The organism is Klebsiella sp. CN_Kp075 (genome assembly GCF_040065055.2).
In the GTDB taxonomy this organism is placed as follows: domain Bacteria; phylum Pseudomonadota; class Gammaproteobacteria; order Enterobacterales; family Enterobacteriaceae; genus Klebsiella; species Klebsiella aerogenes.
Genome location: NZ_CM198050.1, coordinates 4,294,678 through 4,314,454, shown reverse-complemented (window position 1 = coordinate 4,314,454; position 19,777 = coordinate 4,294,678). Strand labels below are relative to the sequence as shown.

Sequence of the window (19,777 nt, the reverse complement as noted above, 5' to 3'; positions counted from 1 at the left end):
CGGCGGGCGCCGGCTTTTCATTATGCTTCGTGCGAGATTATCGCCGGGATGGTGTCATCCTTGCGTAGCGTCAGAATTTCGCAGCCGTTATCAGTTACCACAATAGTATGCTCATACTGCGCAGACAAGCTACGGTCTTTGGTTTTCACCGTCCAGCCGTCCTTCATGCTGCGGATCTCTTTCTTACCGGCGTTGACCATCGGTTCGATAGTGAAGGTCATACCCGGCTTGAGCACCACGTCGGTTTCCGGCGAATCATAGTGCAGTACCTGTGGTTCCTCGTGGAAGCCGCGGCCGATACCGTGGCCACAGTATTCACGTACTACGGAAAAACCTTCCGCTTCGACGAATTTCTGGATCGCCGCGCCGATCGCGCGCAGGTTAATCCCCGGTTTGACCATCTTCAGCGCCAGATAGAGGCTTTCCTGGGTGATGCGGCACAGGCGCTCGCCGAGGATAGTCGGTTTGCCGACGATGAACATTTTTGAGGTATCGCCGTGGAATTCATCTTTAATGACGGTCACGTCGATATTGACGATGTCGCCGTCTTTCAGCAGTTTGCCGTCATCCGGGATGCCGTGGCACACCACTTCATTAATAGAGATACAGACCGATTTCGGGAAGCCGTGATAGCCGAGGCAGGCGGAGACCGCTTTCTGTTCATTAACAATGTAGTCGTTGCAGATGCGATCCAGTTCGCCGGTGCTGACGCCCGGTTTAACGTAGGGTTCGATCATTTCCAGCACTTCGGCGGCCAGGCGGCCGGCAACGCGCATTTTTTCGATGTCTTCAGATGTCTTGATAGAGATAGCCATGGAATATGTCCAGCAGTGTCGATTTTTTCGACAATAATAGATTAAGTCCTGTCAATGGTAACAGTCCGGGTACGCTGGTGCCAAATTGAGAATCATTAACAGCACGCGACGTCAACAAGAGTTGGTGTCTGACCAGGTTTTGTGGTATAAAGCGCGCCGGACTTCCGTTCCATCTCAGATACACAAGGATGGACGTAAGCGACATACTCATATTGTGTAAATAACACACACGTATCGGCACATATTCCGGGGTGCCCTTTGGGGTCGGTAATATGGGATACGTGGAGGCATAACCCCAATTTAATCTATAGAGGTTTTAAACATGGCAACTGTTTCCATGCGCGACATGCTCAAGGCTGGTGTTCACTTCGGTCACCAGACCCGTTACTGGAACCCGAAAATGAAGCCTTTCATCTTCGGCGCGCGTAACAAAGTTCACATCATCAACCTTGAGAAAACTGTACCGATGTTCAACGAAGCTCTGGCTGAGCTGAACAAAATCTCTGCCCGTAAAGGCAAGATCCTGTTCGTTGGTACTAAGCGCGCTGCAAGCGAAGCGGTAAAAGAAGCTGCTAACAGCTGCGACCAGTTCTTCGTGAACCATCGCTGGCTGGGCGGTATGCTGACTAACTGGAAAACCGTTCGTCAGTCGATCAAACGTCTGAAAGACCTGGAAACTCAGTCCCAGGACGGTACTTTCGAGAAGCTGACCAAGAAAGAAGCGCTGATGCGCACTCGTGAGCTGGACAAGCTGGAAAACAGCCTGGGCGGTATCAAAGACATGGGCGGCCTGCCGGACGCACTGTTCGTTATCGACGCTGACCACGAGCACATCGCTATCAAAGAAGCAAACAACCTGGGTATCCCGGTATTTGCTATCGTTGATACCAACTCTGATCCGGACGGCGTAGACTTCGTTATCCCGGGTAACGACGATGCAATCCGCGCAGTTAGCCTGTACCTGGGCGCTGTTGCTGCTACCGTTCGTGAAGGTCGCTCTCAGGACCTGGCTTCTCAGGCGGAAGAAAGCTTCGTAGAAGCTGAATAATAAGGTTTAAGCCCTTATTAGTACCGTGTATGAATAGGGGCCAATTTTAGGCCCCTTTTTTCAATTTATGCTGTTTGGCCGTTGGCCGGGCAGTTTCCACATCTCCCGAGGATTTTAGAATGGCTGAAATTACCGCTTCCCTGGTAAAAGAGCTGCGCGAACGTACTGGCGCAGGCATGATGGATTGCAAAAAAGCACTGACTGAAGCTAATGGCGACATCGAGCTGGCAATCGAAAACATGCGTAAATCCGGCGCGATCAAAGCGGCGAAAAAAGCAGGCAACGTTGCTGCTGACGGCGTGATCAAAACCAAAATCGACGGCAACTACGGTTACATCCTGGAAGTTAACTGCCAGACTGACTTCGTTGCTAAAGATGGTGGTTTCCAGGCATTTGCTGACAAAGTACTGGACGCCGCTGTTGCTGGTAAAATCTCCGACGTTGAAGTTCTGAAAGCGCAGTTCGAAGAAGAACGTGTTGCCCTGGTTGCTAAAATCGGCGAGAACATCAACATCCGTCGTATCGCTATCCTGGAAGGCGACGTTCTGGGCAGCTACCAGCACGGTGCTCGCATCGGCGTTCTGGTTGCCGCTAAAGGCGCTGACGAAGAGCTGGTTAAGCAGCTGGCAATGCACGTTGCTGCAAGCAAGCCGGAATTCGTTAAGCCGGAAGACGTTTCTGCTGAAGTAGTAGAAAAAGAGTACCAGGTTCAGCTGGACATCGCGATGCAGTCCGGTAAGCCGAAAGAAATCGCAGAGAAAATGGTTGAAGGCCGCATGAAGAAATTCACCGGCGAAGTTTCTCTGACTGGTCAGCCTTTCGTTATGGAACCGAGCAAATCTGTTGGTCAGCTGCTGAAAGAGCACAACGCCGACGTTACTGGCTTCATCCGCTTTGAAGTGGGCGAAGGCATCGAGAAAGTTGAGACTGACTTTGCAGCAGAAGTTGCTGCGATGTCCAAGCAGTCTTAATTTTTAAAAAAAGGAGCCGCCTGAGGGCGGCTTCTTTTTGCGCCTCTCTTGTAAAATCAGCCAATCGCTTATAGTGACTGCGCTGAACGATGACATACAATGTCGTCAGAATTAACTCATCTCAATCGTTGACAGTCTCAGGAAAGAAACATGGCTACCAATGCAAAACCCGTCTACAAACGTATTCTGCTGAAGTTAAGTGGCGAAGCTCTGCAGGGTTCAGAAGGCTTCGGTATTGATGCAAGCATACTTGACCGTATGGCTCAGGAAATCAAAGAACTGGTTGAACTGGGTATTCAGGTTGGCGTAGTGATTGGTGGCGGTAACCTGTTCCGTGGTGCTGGTCTGGCGAAAGCGGGTATGAACCGCGTTGTGGGCGACCACATGGGCATGCTGGCAACGGTCATGAACGGCCTGGCAATGCGTGATGCGCTCCATCGCGCCTATGTGAACGCTCGCCTGATGTCCGCAATCCCGCTGAACGGCGTGTGCGACAACTACAGCTGGGCGGAGGCGATTAGCCTGCTGCGTAACAATCGCGTGGTGATCCTCTCCGCGGGTACCGGCAACCCATTCTTTACCACCGACTCCGCAGCCTGCCTGCGCGGTATTGAAATCGAAGCCGACGTGGTACTGAAAGCGACCAAGGTTGACGGTGTGTTTACCGCTGACCCGGCGAAAGATCCTTCCGCTACCATGTACGATCAGCTCACCTACAGCGAAGTGCTGGATAAAGAGCTGAAAGTGATGGATCTTGCCGCCTTTACCCTGGCGCGCGACCACAAACTGCCGATTCGCGTATTTAACATGAACAAGCCAGGCGCGCTGCGTCGCGTGGTCATGGGCGAAAAAGAAGGCACATTGATTACGGAATAATTCCCGTCGGCGCTAATTCCGGGTAATATTCCGCTTTACTTTAGCGGGGAAGTTGCCCGGTTAATAGAATTAATCCGGACTATACTTAGCTCACTTTTGTAGTGGGCGACCGTGTGGTCTGTCTGAGACAAGTTTTCAAGGATTCGTAACGTGATTAGCGATATCAGAAAAGATGCTGAAGTACGCATGGAAAAATGCGTAGAAGCATTCAAAAACCAAATCAGCAAAATTCGCACGGGCCGTGCTTCTCCAAGCCTGCTGGATGGCATCATCGTGGAATACTACGGCACGCCGACCCCGCTGCGCCAGCTGGCAAGCGTTACGGTAGAAGATTCCCGTACGCTGAAAATCAACGTCTTCGACCGCTCCATGAGCCCGGCCGTTGAAAAAGCGATTATGGCGTCTGACCTGGGTCTGAACCCGAGCTCTGCGGGTAGCGATATCCGCGTTCCGCTGCCGCCGCTGACTGAAGAACGTCGTAAAGATCTGACTAAGATCGTGCGTGGCGAAGCTGAGCAGGCGCGTGTTGCCGTGCGTAACGTTCGTCGTGACGCGAACGACAAAGTTAAAGCTCTGCTCAAAGAGAAAGAGATCAGCGAAGATGACGATCGCCGTTCTCAGGACGACGTGCAGAAAATGACTGACGCCGCCATTAAGAAAGTTGATGCGGCGCTGGCAGAGAAAGAAGCGGAACTGATGCAGTTCTGATTTTCTGCCGCTACGCAGGCCCGGGGTATTCGGGGCTGCGTAAAGTCTGAAACGCCGTACAGAAGACCGTACGCTCAATATTTGGGATTGCGTTAAAATAGCTGGCCTTGTAGCCTTCCGGTTTAAACCGAAGGTCATTCGCCGCCGTTTTAGCCCCGAGAATTGATGCGTAAAGGGCTTGCTGGCGGCGTTTTGCTTTTTATCCTGTCACAATTCTTCTGGACGTCTCATGAAGCAATTAACCGTTCTCGGTTCGACCGGTTCAATCGGCTGCAGCACGCTGGACGTGGTGCGCCATAATCCCGAAAGCTTTTCCGTCGCCGCGCTGGTCGCGGGGAAAAATGTCGACCGTATGGTTGAACAATGTCTGGAATTTTCCCCCCGATTCGCGGTGATGGATGACGCGCAAAGCGCTGAGCGTTTACGTACGCTGCTGCGCGAACAGGGCTGCCGCACGGAAGTGCTGAGCGGCAAGCAGGCGGCGGCCGACGTCGCGGCGCTGGATGAGGTCGATCAGGTGATGGCGGCCATCGTTGGCGCGGCAGGCCTGGCGCCGACGCTGGCGGCAATTCGCGCCGGCAAAACGGTATTGCTGGCGAACAAAGAGTCTCTGGTGACCTGTGGCCGCCTGTTTATGGACGCGGTTCAGCAGTATGGCGCTCGCCTGTTGCCGGTTGATAGCGAACATAACGCGATTTTTCAGAGTATGCCGGAAACAATTCAAAATCATCTGGGATACGCTGACCTGACGCAGAACGGCGTCTCGTCGATTCTGCTGACCGGTTCCGGTGGTCCTTTCCGGGAAACGGCGATTTCTGAGCTGGCGGCAATGACGCCGGATCAGGCTTGCCGCCATCCGAACTGGTCAATGGGACGCAAAATTTCCGTTGATTCCGCCACGATGATGAATAAAGGGCTGGAGTACATCGAAGCCCGCTGGCTGTTTAATGCTTCTGCTCGGCAGATGGAAGTCATAATTCATCCGCAATCGGTGATTCACTCCATGGTTCGCTATCAAGACGGCAGCGTGCTGGCGCAATTGGGCGAGCCGGATATGCGCACGCCGATCGCCCATACCATGGGCTGGCCGCAGCGCCTGAACTCTGGCGTTAAACCGCTGGATTTCTGCCAGTTGAGCAACCTGAGCTTCTCGGCGCCGGATTACGACCGCTATCCGTGCCTCAAGCTGGCGATGGACGCTTTTGATGTCGGCCAGGCGGCGACGACGGCGTTGAATGCCGCTAACGAAGTCTCAGTGGCGGCGTTTCTGAATAGTGAAATCCGCTTTACCGATATTGCGGCGGTGAACCAGGCGGTGCTGGATAGTATGGCGCTCAATGAACCGCAAAGTATTGATGAAGTGGTTGCAATTGATGCCGAAGCGCGCGTCGCCGCACAGCGACAACTTCGATAACACATGGCGCAGGGGAGCCCCTACAACGCGTTGTGATATTTGTGGGCGCTGGGCTTCAGTGATATAGTCTGCGCCACCCGATCGTTGCATTTTGTTGTGAAAGATTACGGTGGCCGTGGCAAGACACGGCTTTTTTGCGTAAAGCTTTTGGTTGTTCTCTGCGATTGGCTGTAGCTCCGGCGCCGGATAAAAATGCGTATTCAGCGCTGCCCGGCGGCGTGTGTGATGTGGCTTAGCTAATCCTTATTATGGACTTAAAACGCGTTATGTTGTCTGCTAATCAAACTGTCAGCAAAATGTCGCCTGCACATGGTTGTCGCCATGTCGCCATTATCATGGACGGCAACGGTCGTTGGGCGAAACAACAAGGTAAAATTCGCGCCTTTGGCCATAAAGCTGGAGCGAAATCTGTTCGTCGCGCGGTCTCCTTCGCGGCGAATAATGGTATTGAAGCATTAACGCTTTACGCATTCAGTAGTGAAAACTGGAACCGTCCGGCGCAGGAAGTGAGCGCGCTGATGGAACTGTTTGTCTGGGCGCTGGATAGCGAAGTCAAAAGCCTGCATCGTCACAATGTCCGCCTGCGGATTATCGGCGAGACGACGCGCTTTAATGCCCGGCTGCAGGAGCGTATCCGTAAGGCGGAAGCGCTAACGGCAAACAATACCGGGTTAACGCTGAATATCGCCGCTAATTACGGCGGCCGCTGGGATATTGTCCAGGGCGCGCGTCAATTGGCCGAACAGGTACAAAACGGGTTGTTAAAACCTGAAGAGATCACGGAAGAGATGCTTAGCCAGCGGGTGTGTATGCATGAACTGGCTCCCGTTGATTTAGTTATTAGGACCGGGGGAGAGCACCGAATAAGTAACTTTTTGATTTGGCAAATTGCCTATGCCGAACTTTACTTTACGGATGTTCTTTGGCCCGATTTTGCTGAACAGGACTTTGAAGGTGCACTCCATGCATTCGTTAGTCGAGAGCGTCGTTTTGGCGGCACAGAAGAGCCGGGTGGCAGTCATGCCTGATGGGGGTCACTTTTGCTGAAGTATCGCCTGATTTCCGCTTTCGTTTTAATTCCCGTCGTTATTGCGGCGCTTTTTCTATTGCCGCCCGCGGGTTTTGCTATCGTCACCCTGGTCGTTTGTATGCTCGCCGCGTGGGAGTGGGGGCAATTAAGCGGTTTTACCTCAACGACGCAGCGCGTGTGGCTTGCGGTGCTTTGCGGCCTGCTGCTGGCGCTGATGCTCTTTATGTTGCCTGAATACCACTATGACGCGCATCAACCGATGGTTGAAGGATCGTTATGGGCCTCATTTGGCTGGTGGATTGTCGCGCTGGTGCTGGTGCTCTCTTATCCGGCCTCGGCGGCGCTGTGGCGTCATTCCAAAGCGTTACGTCTGATCTTCGGCCTGCTGACTATCGTCCCGTTTTTCTGGGGCATGCTGGCGCTGCGCGCATGGCATTATGCCGATAACCACTACAGCGGCGCGGTGTGGCTGCTGTACGTCATGATTCTGGTGTGGGGCGCGGATTCCGGCGCCTACATGTTTGGTAAAATGTTCGGTAAGCATAAGCTGGCGCCGAAGGTTTCTCCGGGTAAAACCTGGCAGGGCTTCTTCGGCGGCCTGTTGACGGCAGCTGTTATCTCCTGGGCTTATGGCGTGTGGGCTCATCTGGATGTCACCCCAACCGTGTTGCTGATCTGCTCGGTGGTGGCGGCGCTGGCTTCAGTGCTGGGTGATTTGACGGAAAGTATGTTTAAGCGTGAAGCCGGCATCAAGGATAGCGGGCATCTGATCCCTGGACATGGCGGTATTTTAGATCGCATTGATAGCCTGACGGCTGCGGTGCCGGTGTTCGCTTGTCTGCTGTTGTTAGTCTTCAGGACGATTTGACGGAAGGTTTTATGCTGAGCGTTCTCTGGAATTTGGCCGCTTTTATTATTGCGCTTGGCGTACTGATCACCGTGCACGAGTTCGGCCATTTCTGGGTGGCTCGTCGCTGCGGCGTGCGCGTTGAACGATTCTCCATTGGTTTTGGTAAAGCGCTGTGGCGCCGCGTGGATAAGCAGGGGACCGAGTTTGTTATCGCGCTAATCCCGCTCGGCGGTTATGTGAAGATGCTCGACGAACGCGTCGAACCGGTGGCGCCGGAAATGCGTCACTACGCTTTCAATAATAAAACCGTCGGTCAGCGCGCGGCCATCATCGCCGCAGGCCCTATTGCCAACTTTATTTTTGCCATCTTTGCCTACTGGCTGGTGTTTATCATCGGCGTCCCTGGCGTGCGTCCGGTTGTTGATGAAATATCGCCCAATTCCATCGCTGCGCAAGCACAAATTGCAAAAGGAATGGAACTTAAAGCGATAGATGGCATCGAAACGCCTGATTGGGATGCAGTACGTATGGCGTTAGTCGCGAAGATTGGCGACCAACAAACAATACTTACCGTCGCCCCTTTCGGGACGAACCAACGTCAGGATAAAATCCTCGATCTGCGGCACTGGGCGTTTGAGCCGGATAAGCAAGATCCGGTGGCCTCGTTAGGCATCAAGCCGCGTAGCGCGCAGATTGATACCGCGCTGGCTGAGGTTCAATCTCAGTCGGCCGCGCAGAAAGCAGGTTTGCAAGCGGGAGACAGGATCGTTAAAGTCGATGGTCAACCGTTAACGCAGTGGATGACGTTTGTTAATCTGGTGCGTGATAATCCGGGCAAGGCGCTGGCTCTGGAGGTCGACAGACAAGGTACGCCGCTGTCGTTGACCCTGACTCCGGATACGAAGTCGGTGAAAGGCAAGGCTGAAGGGTTTGCAGGGGTAGTGCCAAAAGTTATCCCGCTACCTGATGAATACAAGACAGTGCGTCAGTACGGGCCGTTTGCCGCCATCGCCGAAGCCACGGATAAAACCTGGCAACTGATGTCGTTAACGGTCAGGATGCTGGGCAAATTGATAACCGGTGATGTCAAACTGAACAACCTCAGTGGGCCGATTTCTATCGCTCAGGGGGCTGGAATGTCAGCGGAATTTGGGTTGATTTACTATCTGATGTTCCTTGCGCTGATTAGCGTGAACCTTGGAATAATCAACTTGTTCCCGTTACCCGTCCTCGACGGGGGGCATCTGCTGTTTTTGGCGATTGAAAAGCTGAAGGGCGGGCCGGTATCCGAGCGAGTTCAAGACTTTAGTTATCGCATTGGCTCAATACTGCTGGTGCTGTTAATGGGGCTTGCACTTTTCAATGATTTCTCTCGGTTGTAAGAGAGTTTGTTAGGAAGAACGCATAATAACGATGGCGATGAAAAAGTTGCTCATAGCGTCGCTGCTGTTTAGCAGCGCGACTGTATACGGTGCTGAAGGGTTCGTGGTGAAGGACATTCATTTCGAAGGCTTGCAGCGTGTCGCTGTTGGTGCGGCCCTCCTCAGCATGCCAGTGCGTCCTGGCGATACGGTGACCGATGATGATATCAGTAACACCATTCGCGCTCTGTTTGCCACTGGCAACTTTGAGGACGTCCGCGTCCTGCGCGATGGTGATACCCTGCTGGTGCAGGTGAAAGAGCGCCCAACAATTGCGAGCATTACCTTCTCCGGCAACAAGTCGGTGAAGGATGACATGCTCAAGCAAAACCTTGAGGCATCCGGCGTTCGCGTTGGGGAATCTCTCGATCGCACCAAGCTTGCCGATATCGAAAAAGGGCTGGAAGATTTCTACTACAGCGTCGGTAAATATAGCGCCAGCGTAAAAGCTGTCGTGACGCCGCTGCCGCGTAACCGCGTCGACCTGAAACTGGTTTTCCAGGAAGGCGTCTCGGCGAAAATCCAGCAGATTAACATTGTCGGTAACCACGCGTTCACCACTGACGAACTGATCTCTCACTTCCAACTGCGCGATGAAGTGCCGTGGTGGAACGTGGTCGGCGATCGCAAATACCAGAAACAGAAACTGGCGGGCGACCTTGAAACCCTGCGCAGCTACTATCTGGATCGCGGTTACGCGCGTTTCAACATCGATTCGACGCAGGTTAGCCTGACGCCGGACAAGAAAGGCATCTACATCACCGTTAACATCACCGAAGGCGAGCAGTACAAGCTCTCCGGCGTGCAGATAACGGGCGATCTGGCGGGCCATTCTGCGGAAATCGAATCGCTGACCAAAATTGAGCCGGGCGAGCTGTATAACGGCACCAAAGTGACCAAAATGGAGAATGACATTAAGAAACTCCTCGGTCGCTATGGTTACGCTTATCCGCGCGTCCAGTCGCAGCCGGAAATCAACGACACGGATAAAACCGTGAAGCTGCACATTAACGTTGATGCTGGTAACCGTTACTACGTGCGTAAAATTCGCTTCGAAGGTAACGACACCTCCAAAGATTCCGTTCTGCGCCGCGAAATGCGCCAGATGGAAGGGGCGTGGCTGGGCAGCGACCTGGTTGACCAGGGTAAAGACCGTCTTAACCGTTTAGGTTATTTCGAAACCGTCGATACCGATACCCAGCGCGTGCCGGGTAGCCCGGATCAGGTCGATGTCGTTTACAAGGTGAAAGAGCGTAACACCGGTAGCCTGAACTTCGGTATCGGTTACGGTACCGAAAGCGGCGTCAGCTTCCAGGCGGGCGTACAGCAGGATAACTGGTTAGGTACCGGCTACTCCGTCGGCATCAACGGGACCAAAAACGACTACCAGACCTACGCTGAACTGTCGGTCACTAACCCGTACTTCACCGTAGACGGCGTGAGCCTCGGCGGCCGCCTCTTCTATAACGACTTTGATGCGAATGACGCGGATCTGTCTGACTATACCAACAAAAGCTATGGTACAGACGTCACCCTCGGCTTCCCGATCAACGAATACAACTCGCTGCGCGCAGGCTTAGGTTACGTTCATAACTCCCTGTCCAACATGCAGCCGCAGGTGGCGATGGATCGTTACCTTGACTCTGTAGGTTCAGACAGCACCGGCAGCTTTACCGCGAATGACTTCACCTTTAACTACGGCTGGACCTATAACAAGCTGGACCGTGGTTACTTCCCGACGGAAGGTTCGCGCGTCAACCTGAACGGCAAAGTGACCATTCCGGGGTCTGACAACGAATACTACAAAGCGACGTTGGATACCGCGACGTACGTGCCGATCGATGACGATCACCAGTGGGTTGTGTTGGGACGTACCCGGCTGGGCTATGGAGACGGTATCGGCAGCAAAGAGATGCCGTTCTATGAGAACTTCTACGCCGGTGGTTCAAGTACCGTGCGTGGCTTCCAGTCGAACACCATCGGTCCGAAAGCGGTCTATAAATCCGGGGCTTATGCCGGAGATAATAACGACTACGAAGAATGTTCCAACTCTGACGGTTCATACTGTAAATCAGACGATGCGGTCGGCGGTAACGCCATGGCGGTCGCCAGTCTTGAGCTGATTACCCCGACGCCGTTTATCAGTGATAAATACGCGAACTCGGTACGTACCTCCATTTTCTGGGATATGGGTACCGTATGGGATACAAACTGGGAAAATACTGCGGCGACTCGAGCAGCAGGCGTGCCTGACTACAGCGATCCGAACAACATTCGTATGTCTGCGGGTATCGCGGTACAGTGGATGTCGCCGTTGGGGCCGTTGGTCTTCTCCTACGCCCAACCGTTTAAAAAGTACGATGGAGACAAAGCCGAGCAGTTCCAGTTTAACATTGGTAAAACCTGGTAATTGTTGGCAACAACGGAATGTAAGTGCAGTATAGCGCTGACTGTAGGCGATAGCGGATGCTATCGCCTGGCCACGCAAATAACGGTACCCCTGGGTACTCATGGGATGGTAAGGAGTCAATTGTGAAAAAGTGGTTATTAGCTGCAGGTCTGGGTTTAGCAATGGTAACTTCCGCTCAGGCGGCAGATAAAATTGCAATGGTTAACATGAACAACCTGTTCCAACAGGTAGCCCAGAAAACTGGCGTTTCCAACACGCTGGAAAACGAGTTCAAAGGCCGCGCTAGCGAACTGCAGCGTATGGAAGGCGATCTGCAGTCCAAAATGCAGCGTCTGCAGTCTATGAAACCGGGCGCAGATCGTAGCAAGCTGGAAAAAGACGTGATGTCTCAGCGTCAGTCCTTCGCGCAGAAAGCACAGGCTTTTGAGCAGGATCGCGCACGTCGTTCCAACGAAGAACGTGGCAAACTGGTTACCCGTATCCAGACCGCCGTTCAGAGCGTAGCGAAAGATCAGAGCATCGATCTGGTTGTTGACTCTAATGCCGTGGCATACAACAGCAGCGATGTTAAAGACATTACCGCTGATGTACTGAAACAGGTTAAATAAGTAATGCCTTCAATTCGACTGGCTGACTTAGCACAGCAGTTGGATGCAGAGTTACACGGTGATGGCGATATCGTCATCACCGGCGTTGCGTCCATGCAGAGCGCTAAAGCAGGCCAAATTACTTTCATGGTAAATCCTAAATACCGTGAACACCTGGCCGCTTGCCAGGCCTCCGCCGTTGTGATGACGCCGGACGATTTACCCTTTGCCCATAGCGCCGCGCTGGTAGTGCGTAATCCCTACCTGACCTACGCGCGCATGGCTCAAATTTTAGATACCACGCCGCAGCCGGCGAAAGACATCGCGCCAAGCGCGGTGATCGATCCCACGGCGAAGCTGGGTAACAACGTCTCCGTTGGCGCGAACGCCGTTATCGAATCCGGCGTGCTGCTGGGCGATAACGTGGTTATCGGCGCGGGCTGCTTCGTTGGCAAAAATAGTAAAATCGGCGCCGGCTCGCGTTTGTGGGCTAACGTTGCCGTTTACCATGAGATTGAGATCGGTGAAAATTGCCTGATCCAGTCCAGTACGGTGATCGGCGCGGACGGTTTCGGTTACGCTAACGATCGCGGTAACTGGGTGAAGATCCCGCAGCTTGGTCGCGTTATTATTGGCGATCGCGTGGAGATCGGCGCCTGTACCACTATCGATCGCGGCGCGCTGGACGATACCGTGATCGGTAACGGCGTTATCATTGATAACCAGTGTCAGATTGCGCATAACGTGGTGATTGGCGACAATACCGCCGTCGCTGGCGGCGTGATTATGGCCGGCAGCCTGAAAATTGGCCGTTACTGCATGATTGGCGGCGCCAGCGTGATTAACGGCCATATGGAAATCTGCGATAAAGTCACCGTTACCGGGATGGGGATGGTTATGCGTCCTATCTCTGAACCTGGCGTCTATTCCTCAGGTATTCCGCTACAGCCGAACAAGGCGTGGCGTAAAACCGCGGCGCTGGTGATGAATATTGACGAGATGAGCAAGCGCCTGAAAGCCGTTGAGCGCAAGGTTAATCAACAAGACTAATTTCTCATTTGGTCACGTACATTCCCGGCCTGTTGCATTCGTTAATAAGATTGCCGCAGGCCGTGTTATTATTGCCTTTTAGTATATTTAGACAGGAAGAGTATTTTGACTACTGACACTCATACTCTGCACATTGAAGAGATTCTGGAACTTCTGCCTCACCGTTACCCGTTCCTGCTGGTAGACCGCGTGCTGGATTTTGAAGAAGGTCGTTTTCTGCGCGCAGTAAAAAATGTTTCCGTAAACGAGCCGTTTTTCCAGGGGCATTTCCCTGGTAAGCCGATTTTACCTGGCGTTCTGATTCTGGAAGCGATGGCGCAGGCCACCGGTATTCTGGCATTTAAAAGCGTTGGAAAACTTGAGCCGGGCGAGCTGTACTACTTCGCGGGTATCGATGAAGCGCGTTTCAAACGTCCGGTAGTACCAGGCGATCAGATGATTATGGAAGTCACTTTCGAGAAAACCCGCCGCGGCCTGACCCGTTTCAAAGGCGTTGCGCTGGTTGACGGTAAAGTGGTTTGCGAAGCGACGATGATGTGTGCGCGTAGCCGGGAGGCCTGATACGTGATTGATAAAACCGCCTTTATTCATCCTACCGCCATTGTAGAAGAAGGCGCTGTTATTGGCGCTAACGTCCACATTGGTCCGTTTTGTATCGTGGGCGCCAACGTCGAAATTGGCGAGGGCACCGTACTGAAGTCTCATGTCGTTGTGAATGGCCACACTAAAATTGGTCGCGACAATGAGATCTATCAGTTCGCTTCTATCGGCGAAGTCAACCAGGATCTGAAATATGCTGGCGAGCCGACCCGAGTGGAAATTGGCGATCGCAACCGCATTCGCGAAAGCGTGACCATTCATCGCGGTACAGTACAGGGCGGTGGATTAACGAAGGTGGGCAGCGATAACCTGCTGATGATCAACGCCCACGTGGCGCATGATTGCACGCTTGGCGACCGCTGTATTCTGGCCAACAACGCGACGCTGGCCGGTCACGTATCTCTGGATGATTTCGTCATCATCGGCGGCATGACTGCAGTACATCAGTTCTGCATCATCGGCGCGCACGTAATGGTTGGCGGCTGCTCCGGCGTCGCTCAGGACGTTCCGCCGTTCGTGATTGCCCAGGGCAACCACGCCACGCCGTTTGGCGTCAACATCGAAGGGCTGAAACGCCGCGGCTTTAGCCGTGAAGCGATTACCGCGATTCGTAACGCCTATAAACTGCTGTACCGCAGCGGCAAAACGCTGGACGAAGCCAAACCGGAAATTGCCGAACTGGCGGCTCAGCACCCTGAAGTTCAGCCGTTTGTCGATTTCTTCGCCCGTTCAACTCGCGGCTTGATTCGTTAATGGCCGAACAGCGTCCCCTGACGATTGCCCTGGTCGCCGGAGAAACTTCCGGCGATATTCTTGGCGCTGGTCTCATTCGCGCCCTCAAAGCTCGCATCCCTGATGCGCGCTTTGTCGGCGTGGCGGGGCCGCTGATGCAGGCGGAAGGATGTGAAGCCTGGTACGAAATGGAAGAGCTGGCGGTGATGGGCATTGTTGAAGTGCTTGGTCGCCTGCGCCGCTTACTGCATATTCGCGCCGATTTAACGCGCCGCTTCGGCGAGCTGCGTCCCGATGTCTTCGTTGGCATCGACGCCCCTGATTTCAATATTACCCTCGAAGGTAATCTGAAAAAGAAGGGCATCAAAACCATTCATTACGTCAGCCCGTCCGTCTGGGCATGGCGACAAAAACGCGTTTTCAAAATTGGCAGATCCACCGATCTGGTCCTGGCATTCCTGCCTTTCGAAAAAGCGTTTTACGACAGATTTAACGTTCCCTGCCGCTTTATCGGCCATACCATGGCGGATGCGATGCCGCTGGATCCTGATAAAGGCGCGGCGCGCGATCGTCTGGGCATCCCGCATGATGTTCACTGTCTGGCTTTACTGCCCGGTAGCCGCGGCGCGGAGGTCGAAATGCTCAGCGCCGACTTCCTGAAAACCGCGCAGCTTCTGCGTAACACCTATCCCGACCTGCAGGTCGTGGTGCCGCTGGTCAACGCCAAACGGCGGGAACAGTTTGAGCGAATTAAAGCTGAAACGGCGCCCGACATGACGGTACATATGCTGGATGGTCAGGCGCGCGATGCGATGATCGCCAGCGATGCCGCGCTGCTGGCCTCTGGGACGGCGGCGCTGGAGTGCATGCTGGCGAAATGCCCGATGGTCGTTGGCTACCGCATGAAGCCGTTTACCTTCTGGCTGGCGAAGCGGCTGGTGAAAACCGATTATGTCTCCTTGCCAAATCTGCTGGCCGGGCGCGAGCTGGTGAAAGAGCTGCTGCAGGATGAATGCGAGCCGCAGGCGCTGGCCGCCGCGTTGAAGCCGCTGCTGGCCGACGGCAAAACCAGCCACGATATGCATGATACTTTCCGCGCGCTGCATCAGCAGATCCGCTGCAACGCGGATGAGCAGGCGGCGGACGCAGTACTGGAGTTAGCAAAATGATGGAGTTCGTCTATCCACATACCCATCTGGTCGCCGGCGTCGATGAGGTTGGCCGTGGGCCGCTGGTCGGCGCAGTGGTCACTGCGGCGGTGATCCTTGATCCGCGCAAGCCGATTGTTGGGCTGAATGACTCAAAGAAATTGAGCGAAAAGCGCCGCCTGGCGCTGTTCGATGAAATCAAAGACAAAGCGCTATGCTGGAGCCTGGGCCGCGCCGAGCCGCATGAAATCGACGAGCTGAACATCCTGCATGCCACGATGCTGGCAATGCAGCGCGCCGTCGCTGGCCTGAGTATTACCCCCGAGTTCGTGCTTATCGATGGCAATCGCTGTCCATCGCTACCGATGCCGTCGCAGGCGGTGGTGAAAGGCGATAGCCGGGTGGCGGAAATCAGCGCAGCGTCTATTCTGGCTAAAGTCACACGCGACGCCGAAATGGCTACGCTGGACATCGCATTTCCGCAATACGGCTTTGCCCAGCACAAAGGCTATCCTACCGTTGTACATCTGCAAAAGCTGCAGGAACACGGCGCAACAGAGCACCACCGGCGTAGCTTCGGCCCGGTGAAACGCGCGCTGGGTCTGGCGTCCAACTAAGTCACTGGGATCTAAAGATGTCTGAACCACGTTTCGTACACCTGCGGGTGCACAGCGACTATTCCATGATCGATGGGCTGGCGAAAACCGGGCCGCTGGTGAAAAAGGCGGCCGCTTTGGGCATGCCTGCGCTGGCGATCACCGATTTTACCAACCTCTGCGGTCTGGTTAAGTTCTACGGAACGGGCCATGGCGCCGGGATTAAGCCCATTGTCGGCGCTGACTTCCATGTTCAGTGCGATCTGCTGGGCGATGAATTCACCGAACTGACGGTTTTAGCGGCCAACAATACCGGCTATCAGAATCTGACTCTGCTCATTTCTCGTGCCTATCAGCGCGGCTATGGCGCGCTGGGGCCGTGGATCGATCGCGACTGGCTGGTTGAGCATCAGGAAGGGCTGATTCTGCTGTCCGGCGGCCGTAAAGGCGATGTTGGCGTCAGCCTGATCCGCGGAAATATGCCGCTGGTCGAACAGTGTCTCGCCTTCTATGAACAACATTTCCCGGATCGCTACTATCTGGAGCTGATCCGTACCGGTCGTCAGGACGAAGAAAGCTATCTTCACGCCGCGGTTCAACTGGCGGAGGAGCATGGTTTGCCGGTAGTGGCGACCAACGATGTGCGTTTCCTGGAAACCGGCGACTTCGACGCCCATGAAATTCGCGTCGCCATTCACGATGGCTTCACCCTCGACGATCCGAAGCGACCGCGCAACTATTCGCCGCAGCAATATATGCGTAGCGAAGAGGAGATGTGCGAGCTATTTGCCGATATCCCGGAAGCGCTGGAAAACACCGTTGAGATCGCCAAACGCTGCAACGTTACCGTGCGCCTTGGCGAATACTTCCTGCCGCAGTTCCCGACCGGCGACATGACCACCGAAGACTTCCTGGTAATGAAGTCGAAAGAGGGGCTGGAGGAACGTCTCGAATTCCTGTTCCCGGATCCCGAAGAGCGCGCTAAGCGTCGCCCGGAATATGACCAACGTCTGGATGTCGAACTGCAGGTTATCAACCAGATGGGGTTCCCGGGCTACTTCCTGATCGTCATGGAATTTATCCAGTGGTCGAAGGATAACGGCGTGCCGGTAGGGCCGGGACGTGGTTCCGGCGCCGGCTCGCTGGTGGCCTACGCGCTGAAAATTACCGACCTTGACCCGCTGGAGTTTGACCTGCTGTTCGAACGTTTCCTTAACCCGGAACGTGTTTCGATGCCCGACTTCGACGTCGACTTCTGCATGGAGAAACGCGACCAGGTTATTGAGCACGTTGCGGATATGTATGGCCGCGACGCGGTATCGCAGATCATCACCTTCGGTACCATGGCGGCGAAGGCGGTTATTCGCGACGTGGGCCGCGTGCTGGGTCACCCGTACGGCTTTGTTGACCGTATCTCCAAGCTGGTGCCGCCGGATCCTGGCATGACGCTGGCGAAAGCCTTTGAAGCGGAACCACAGCTGCCGGAAATCTACGAAGCGGACGAAGAAGTTAAAGCGCTGATTGATATGGCGCGTAAGCTGGAAGGCGTGACGCGTAACGCCGGTAAGCATGCGGGCGGCGTGGTTATCGCGCCGACCAAAATCACCGATTTCGCGCCGCTGTACTGCGATGAGCAGGGGCTACACCCGGTTACCCAGTTTGATAAGAACGACGTCGAATACGCCGGGCTGGTAAAATTCGACTTCCTCGGCCTGCGTACGCTGACCATCATCAACTGGGCGCTGGAGATGATCAACAAGCGGCGGGCGAAGAACGGCGAAGGGCCGCTGGACATCGCCGCGATCCCGCTGGATGACAAGAAAAGCTTCGACATGCTGCAGCGCTCGGAAACCACCGCGGTCTTCCAGCTTGAATCGCGCGGCATGAAAGATCTGATTAAGCGTCTGCAGCCTGACTGCTTCGAAGATATGATCGCGCTGGTGGCGCTGTTCCGTCCGGGCCCGCTGCAGTCGGGGATGGTAGATAACTTTATCGACCGTAAGCACGGCCGTGAAGAGATTTCCTACCCGGACGTCCAGTGGCAGCATGAATGTCTGAAACCTGTACTGGAGCCGACTTACGGCATCATCCTGTACCAGGAACAGGTCATGCAGATAGCCCAGGAGCTCTCCGGTTATACCCTCGGTGGCGCGGATATGCTGCGTCGTGCGATGGGTAAGAAAAAGCCGGAAGAGATGGCCAAGCAGCGCGGCACCTTCGAAGAAGGGGCGAAAAAGCGCGGCGTTGATGGCGAACTGGCGATGAAAATCTTTGACCTGGTGGAAAAATTCGCCGGTTACGGATTTAACAAGTCCCACTCCGCCGCCTATGCGCTGGTCTCCTACCAGACGCTGTGGCTGAAGGCGCACTATCCGGCCGAGTTTATGGCGGCGGTGATGACCGCCGATATGGACAACACCGAGAAGGTGGTGGGTCTGGTCGATGAATGCTGGCGCATGGGTTTGAAAATCCTGCCGCCGGACATTAACTCCGGCCTGTATCATTTCCACGTCAATGATGACGGGGAAATCGTGTATGGTATCGGCGCCATTAAAGGTGTCGGCGAAGGCCCGATTGAAGCGATCATTGAAGCACGTAACAATGGCGGCTATTTCCGCGAGCTGTTTGATCTGTGCGCCCGTACCGATATTAAAAAACTCAATCGCCGGGTACTGGAAAAGCTGATTATGTCCGGGGCGTTCGACCGCCTCGGCCCGCATCGCGCGGCGCTGATGAACTCGCTCAACGATGCGCTGAAAGCCGCCGATCAGCACGCCAAAGCCGAAGCCATCGGCCAGGCGGATATGTTCGGCGTGCTGGCGGAAGAGCCGGAACAAATTGAGCAATCCTACGCCAGCTGCCAGCCGTGGCCGGAGCAGGTGGTGCTGGATGGTGAAAGGGAAACGCTGGGGCTGTATCTGACCGGCCACCCGATTAACCAATACCTGAAAGAGATCGAACGCTACGTTGGCGGCGTGAGACTCAAAGACATGCACCCGACCGATCGTGGTAAAGTGACCACGGCGGCGGGTCTGGTTATTGCTGCGCGGGTAATGGTCACCAAGCGCGGCAATCGTATCGGCATCTGTACGCTGGATGACCGTTCCGGGCGTCTGGAGGTGATGTTATTCACCGACGCGCTGGATAAATACCAGCAGTTGCTGGAAAAAGACCGCATACTTATCGTCAGCGGACAGGTCAGCTTTGATGACTTCAGCGGGGGCCTTAAAATGACCGCCCGTGAAGTCATGGATATTGACGAAGCCCGGGAAAAATATGCTCGCGGGCTTGCTATCTCGCTGACGGACAGGCAAATTGATGACCAGCTTTTAAACCGACTCCGTCAGTCTCTGGAACCCCACCGTTCGGGAACCATTCCAGTACACCTCTATTATCAGAGGGCGGATGCGCGCGCGCGGTTGCGTTTTGGCGCAACATGGCGCGTCTCTCCGAGCGATCGTTTACTCAACGATCTGCGTGGCCTTATCGGCTCGGAGCAGGTGGAACTGGAGTTTGACTAA

At 54.5% G+C, this 19,777-nt stretch carries 17 protein-coding genes; 16 read left to right on the top strand and 1 reads right to left on the bottom strand.

Annotation, left to right across the window (positions count from 1 at the left end):
* Positions 1-20 precede the first annotated feature (20 nt).
* Positions 21-815, bottom strand: coding sequence for a type I methionyl aminopeptidase (map, locus tag ABLV78_RS20660; RefSeq protein ID WP_045390135.1), 795 nt, complete (start codon positions 813-815; stop codon positions 21-23).
* 322 nt (positions 816-1,137) lie between these two features.
* Here map and rpsB point away from each other — a divergent pair, with 322 nt between their 5' ends.
* The 16 genes from rpsB (at position 1,138) to dnaE (ending at position 19,777) form a co-directional block, all read left to right on the top strand.
* Positions 1,138-1,863, top strand: coding sequence for a 30S ribosomal protein S2 (rpsB, locus tag ABLV78_RS20655; RefSeq protein WP_004858107.1), 726 nt, complete (start codon positions 1,138-1,140; stop codon positions 1,861-1,863).
* A 119-nt stretch (positions 1,864-1,982) separates the two neighbouring features.
* Positions 1,983-2,834, top strand: a complete 852-nt coding sequence (gene tsf, locus ABLV78_RS20650) for a translation elongation factor Ts (RefSeq protein ID WP_015368168.1) — start codon at positions 1,983-1,985, stop codon at positions 2,832-2,834.
* Positions 2,835-2,984: 150 nt separating this feature from the next.
* Entirely contained in the window at positions 2,985-3,710 is a 726-nt protein-coding gene (gene pyrH, locus ABLV78_RS20645) for a UMP kinase (protein ID WP_004098747.1), read from the top strand.
* A gap of 150 nt (positions 3,711-3,860) precedes the next feature.
* Positions 3,861-4,418: a ribosome recycling factor gene (gene frr / locus ABLV78_RS20640; RefSeq protein WP_015368165.1), complete on the top strand. Its 558-nt coding sequence runs from the start codon at positions 3,861-3,863 to the stop codon at positions 4,416-4,418.
* A 229-nt stretch (positions 4,419-4,647) separates the two neighbouring features.
* Positions 4,648-5,832 carry a 1-deoxy-D-xylulose-5-phosphate reductoisomerase gene (gene ispC / locus ABLV78_RS20635; RefSeq protein WP_045390136.1) on the top strand — a complete coding sequence of 395 codons (1,185 nt, stop codon included), beginning with the start codon at positions 4,648-4,650 and terminating at the stop codon, positions 5,830-5,832.
* A 266-nt stretch (positions 5,833-6,098) separates the two neighbouring features.
* The gene (gene ispU, locus ABLV78_RS20630; protein ID WP_045390181.1) at positions 6,099-6,860 is read left to right on the top strand and encodes a (2E,6E)-farnesyl-diphosphate-specific ditrans,polycis-undecaprenyl-diphosphate synthase; all 762 of its coding nucleotides are present in this window, start codon (positions 6,099-6,101) and stop codon (positions 6,858-6,860) included.
* A gap of 12 nt (positions 6,861-6,872) precedes the next feature.
* Positions 6,873-7,730, top strand: a complete 858-nt coding sequence (cdsA, locus tag ABLV78_RS20625; RefSeq protein WP_047046988.1) for a phosphatidate cytidylyltransferase — start codon at positions 6,873-6,875, stop codon at positions 7,728-7,730.
* Between the two features lie 11 nt (positions 7,731-7,741).
* Positions 7,742-9,094 (top strand): sigma E protease regulator RseP, encoded by a 1,353-nt coding sequence (gene rseP, locus ABLV78_RS20620; RefSeq protein WP_045390141.1) that lies wholly within the window; start codon positions 7,742-7,744, stop codon positions 9,092-9,094.
* Between the two features lie 31 nt (positions 9,095-9,125).
* Entirely contained in the window at positions 9,126-11,543 is a 2,418-nt protein-coding gene (gene bamA, locus ABLV78_RS20615) for an outer membrane protein assembly factor BamA (protein WP_045390143.1), read from the top strand.
* Positions 11,544-11,665: 122 nt separating this feature from the next.
* Complete coding sequence (skp, locus tag ABLV78_RS20610; protein ID WP_045390145.1) at positions 11,666-12,151, top strand: molecular chaperone Skp; 486 nt, start codon at positions 11,666-11,668, stop codon at positions 12,149-12,151.
* Between the two features lie 3 nt (positions 12,152-12,154).
* Positions 12,155-13,180: a UDP-3-O-(3-hydroxymyristoyl)glucosamine N-acyltransferase gene (gene lpxD, locus ABLV78_RS20605; protein ID WP_047046991.1), complete on the top strand. Its 1,026-nt coding sequence runs from the start codon at positions 12,155-12,157 to the stop codon at positions 13,178-13,180.
* A gap of 105 nt (positions 13,181-13,285) precedes the next feature.
* Positions 13,286-13,741: a 3-hydroxyacyl-ACP dehydratase FabZ gene (fabZ, locus tag ABLV78_RS20600; protein ID WP_004145858.1), complete on the top strand. Its 456-nt coding sequence runs from the start codon at positions 13,286-13,288 to the stop codon at positions 13,739-13,741.
* 3 nt (positions 13,742-13,744) lie between these two features.
* A complete protein-coding gene (gene lpxA / locus ABLV78_RS20595) occupies positions 13,745-14,533 on the top strand; it encodes an acyl-ACP--UDP-N-acetylglucosamine O-acyltransferase (RefSeq protein ID WP_015368155.1) in 789 nt (262 codons plus the stop codon).
* On the top strand, positions 14,533-15,681 hold the full coding sequence (gene lpxB, locus ABLV78_RS20590; protein ID WP_047046994.1) for a lipid-A-disaccharide synthase: 1,149 nt from the start codon (positions 14,533-14,535) through the stop codon (positions 15,679-15,681). The genes lpxA and lpxB overlap by 1 nt, the downstream gene beginning before the upstream one ends.
* Complete coding sequence (rnhB, locus tag ABLV78_RS20585) at positions 15,678-16,277, top strand: ribonuclease HII (protein ID WP_015368153.1); 600 nt, start codon at positions 15,678-15,680, stop codon at positions 16,275-16,277. Before lpxB ends, rnhB begins: the two co-directional genes overlap by 4 nt.
* A gap of 17 nt (positions 16,278-16,294) precedes the next feature.
* Positions 16,295-19,777, top strand: a complete 3,483-nt coding sequence (dnaE, locus tag ABLV78_RS20580; protein WP_045390151.1) for a DNA polymerase III subunit alpha — start codon at positions 16,295-16,297, stop codon at positions 19,775-19,777.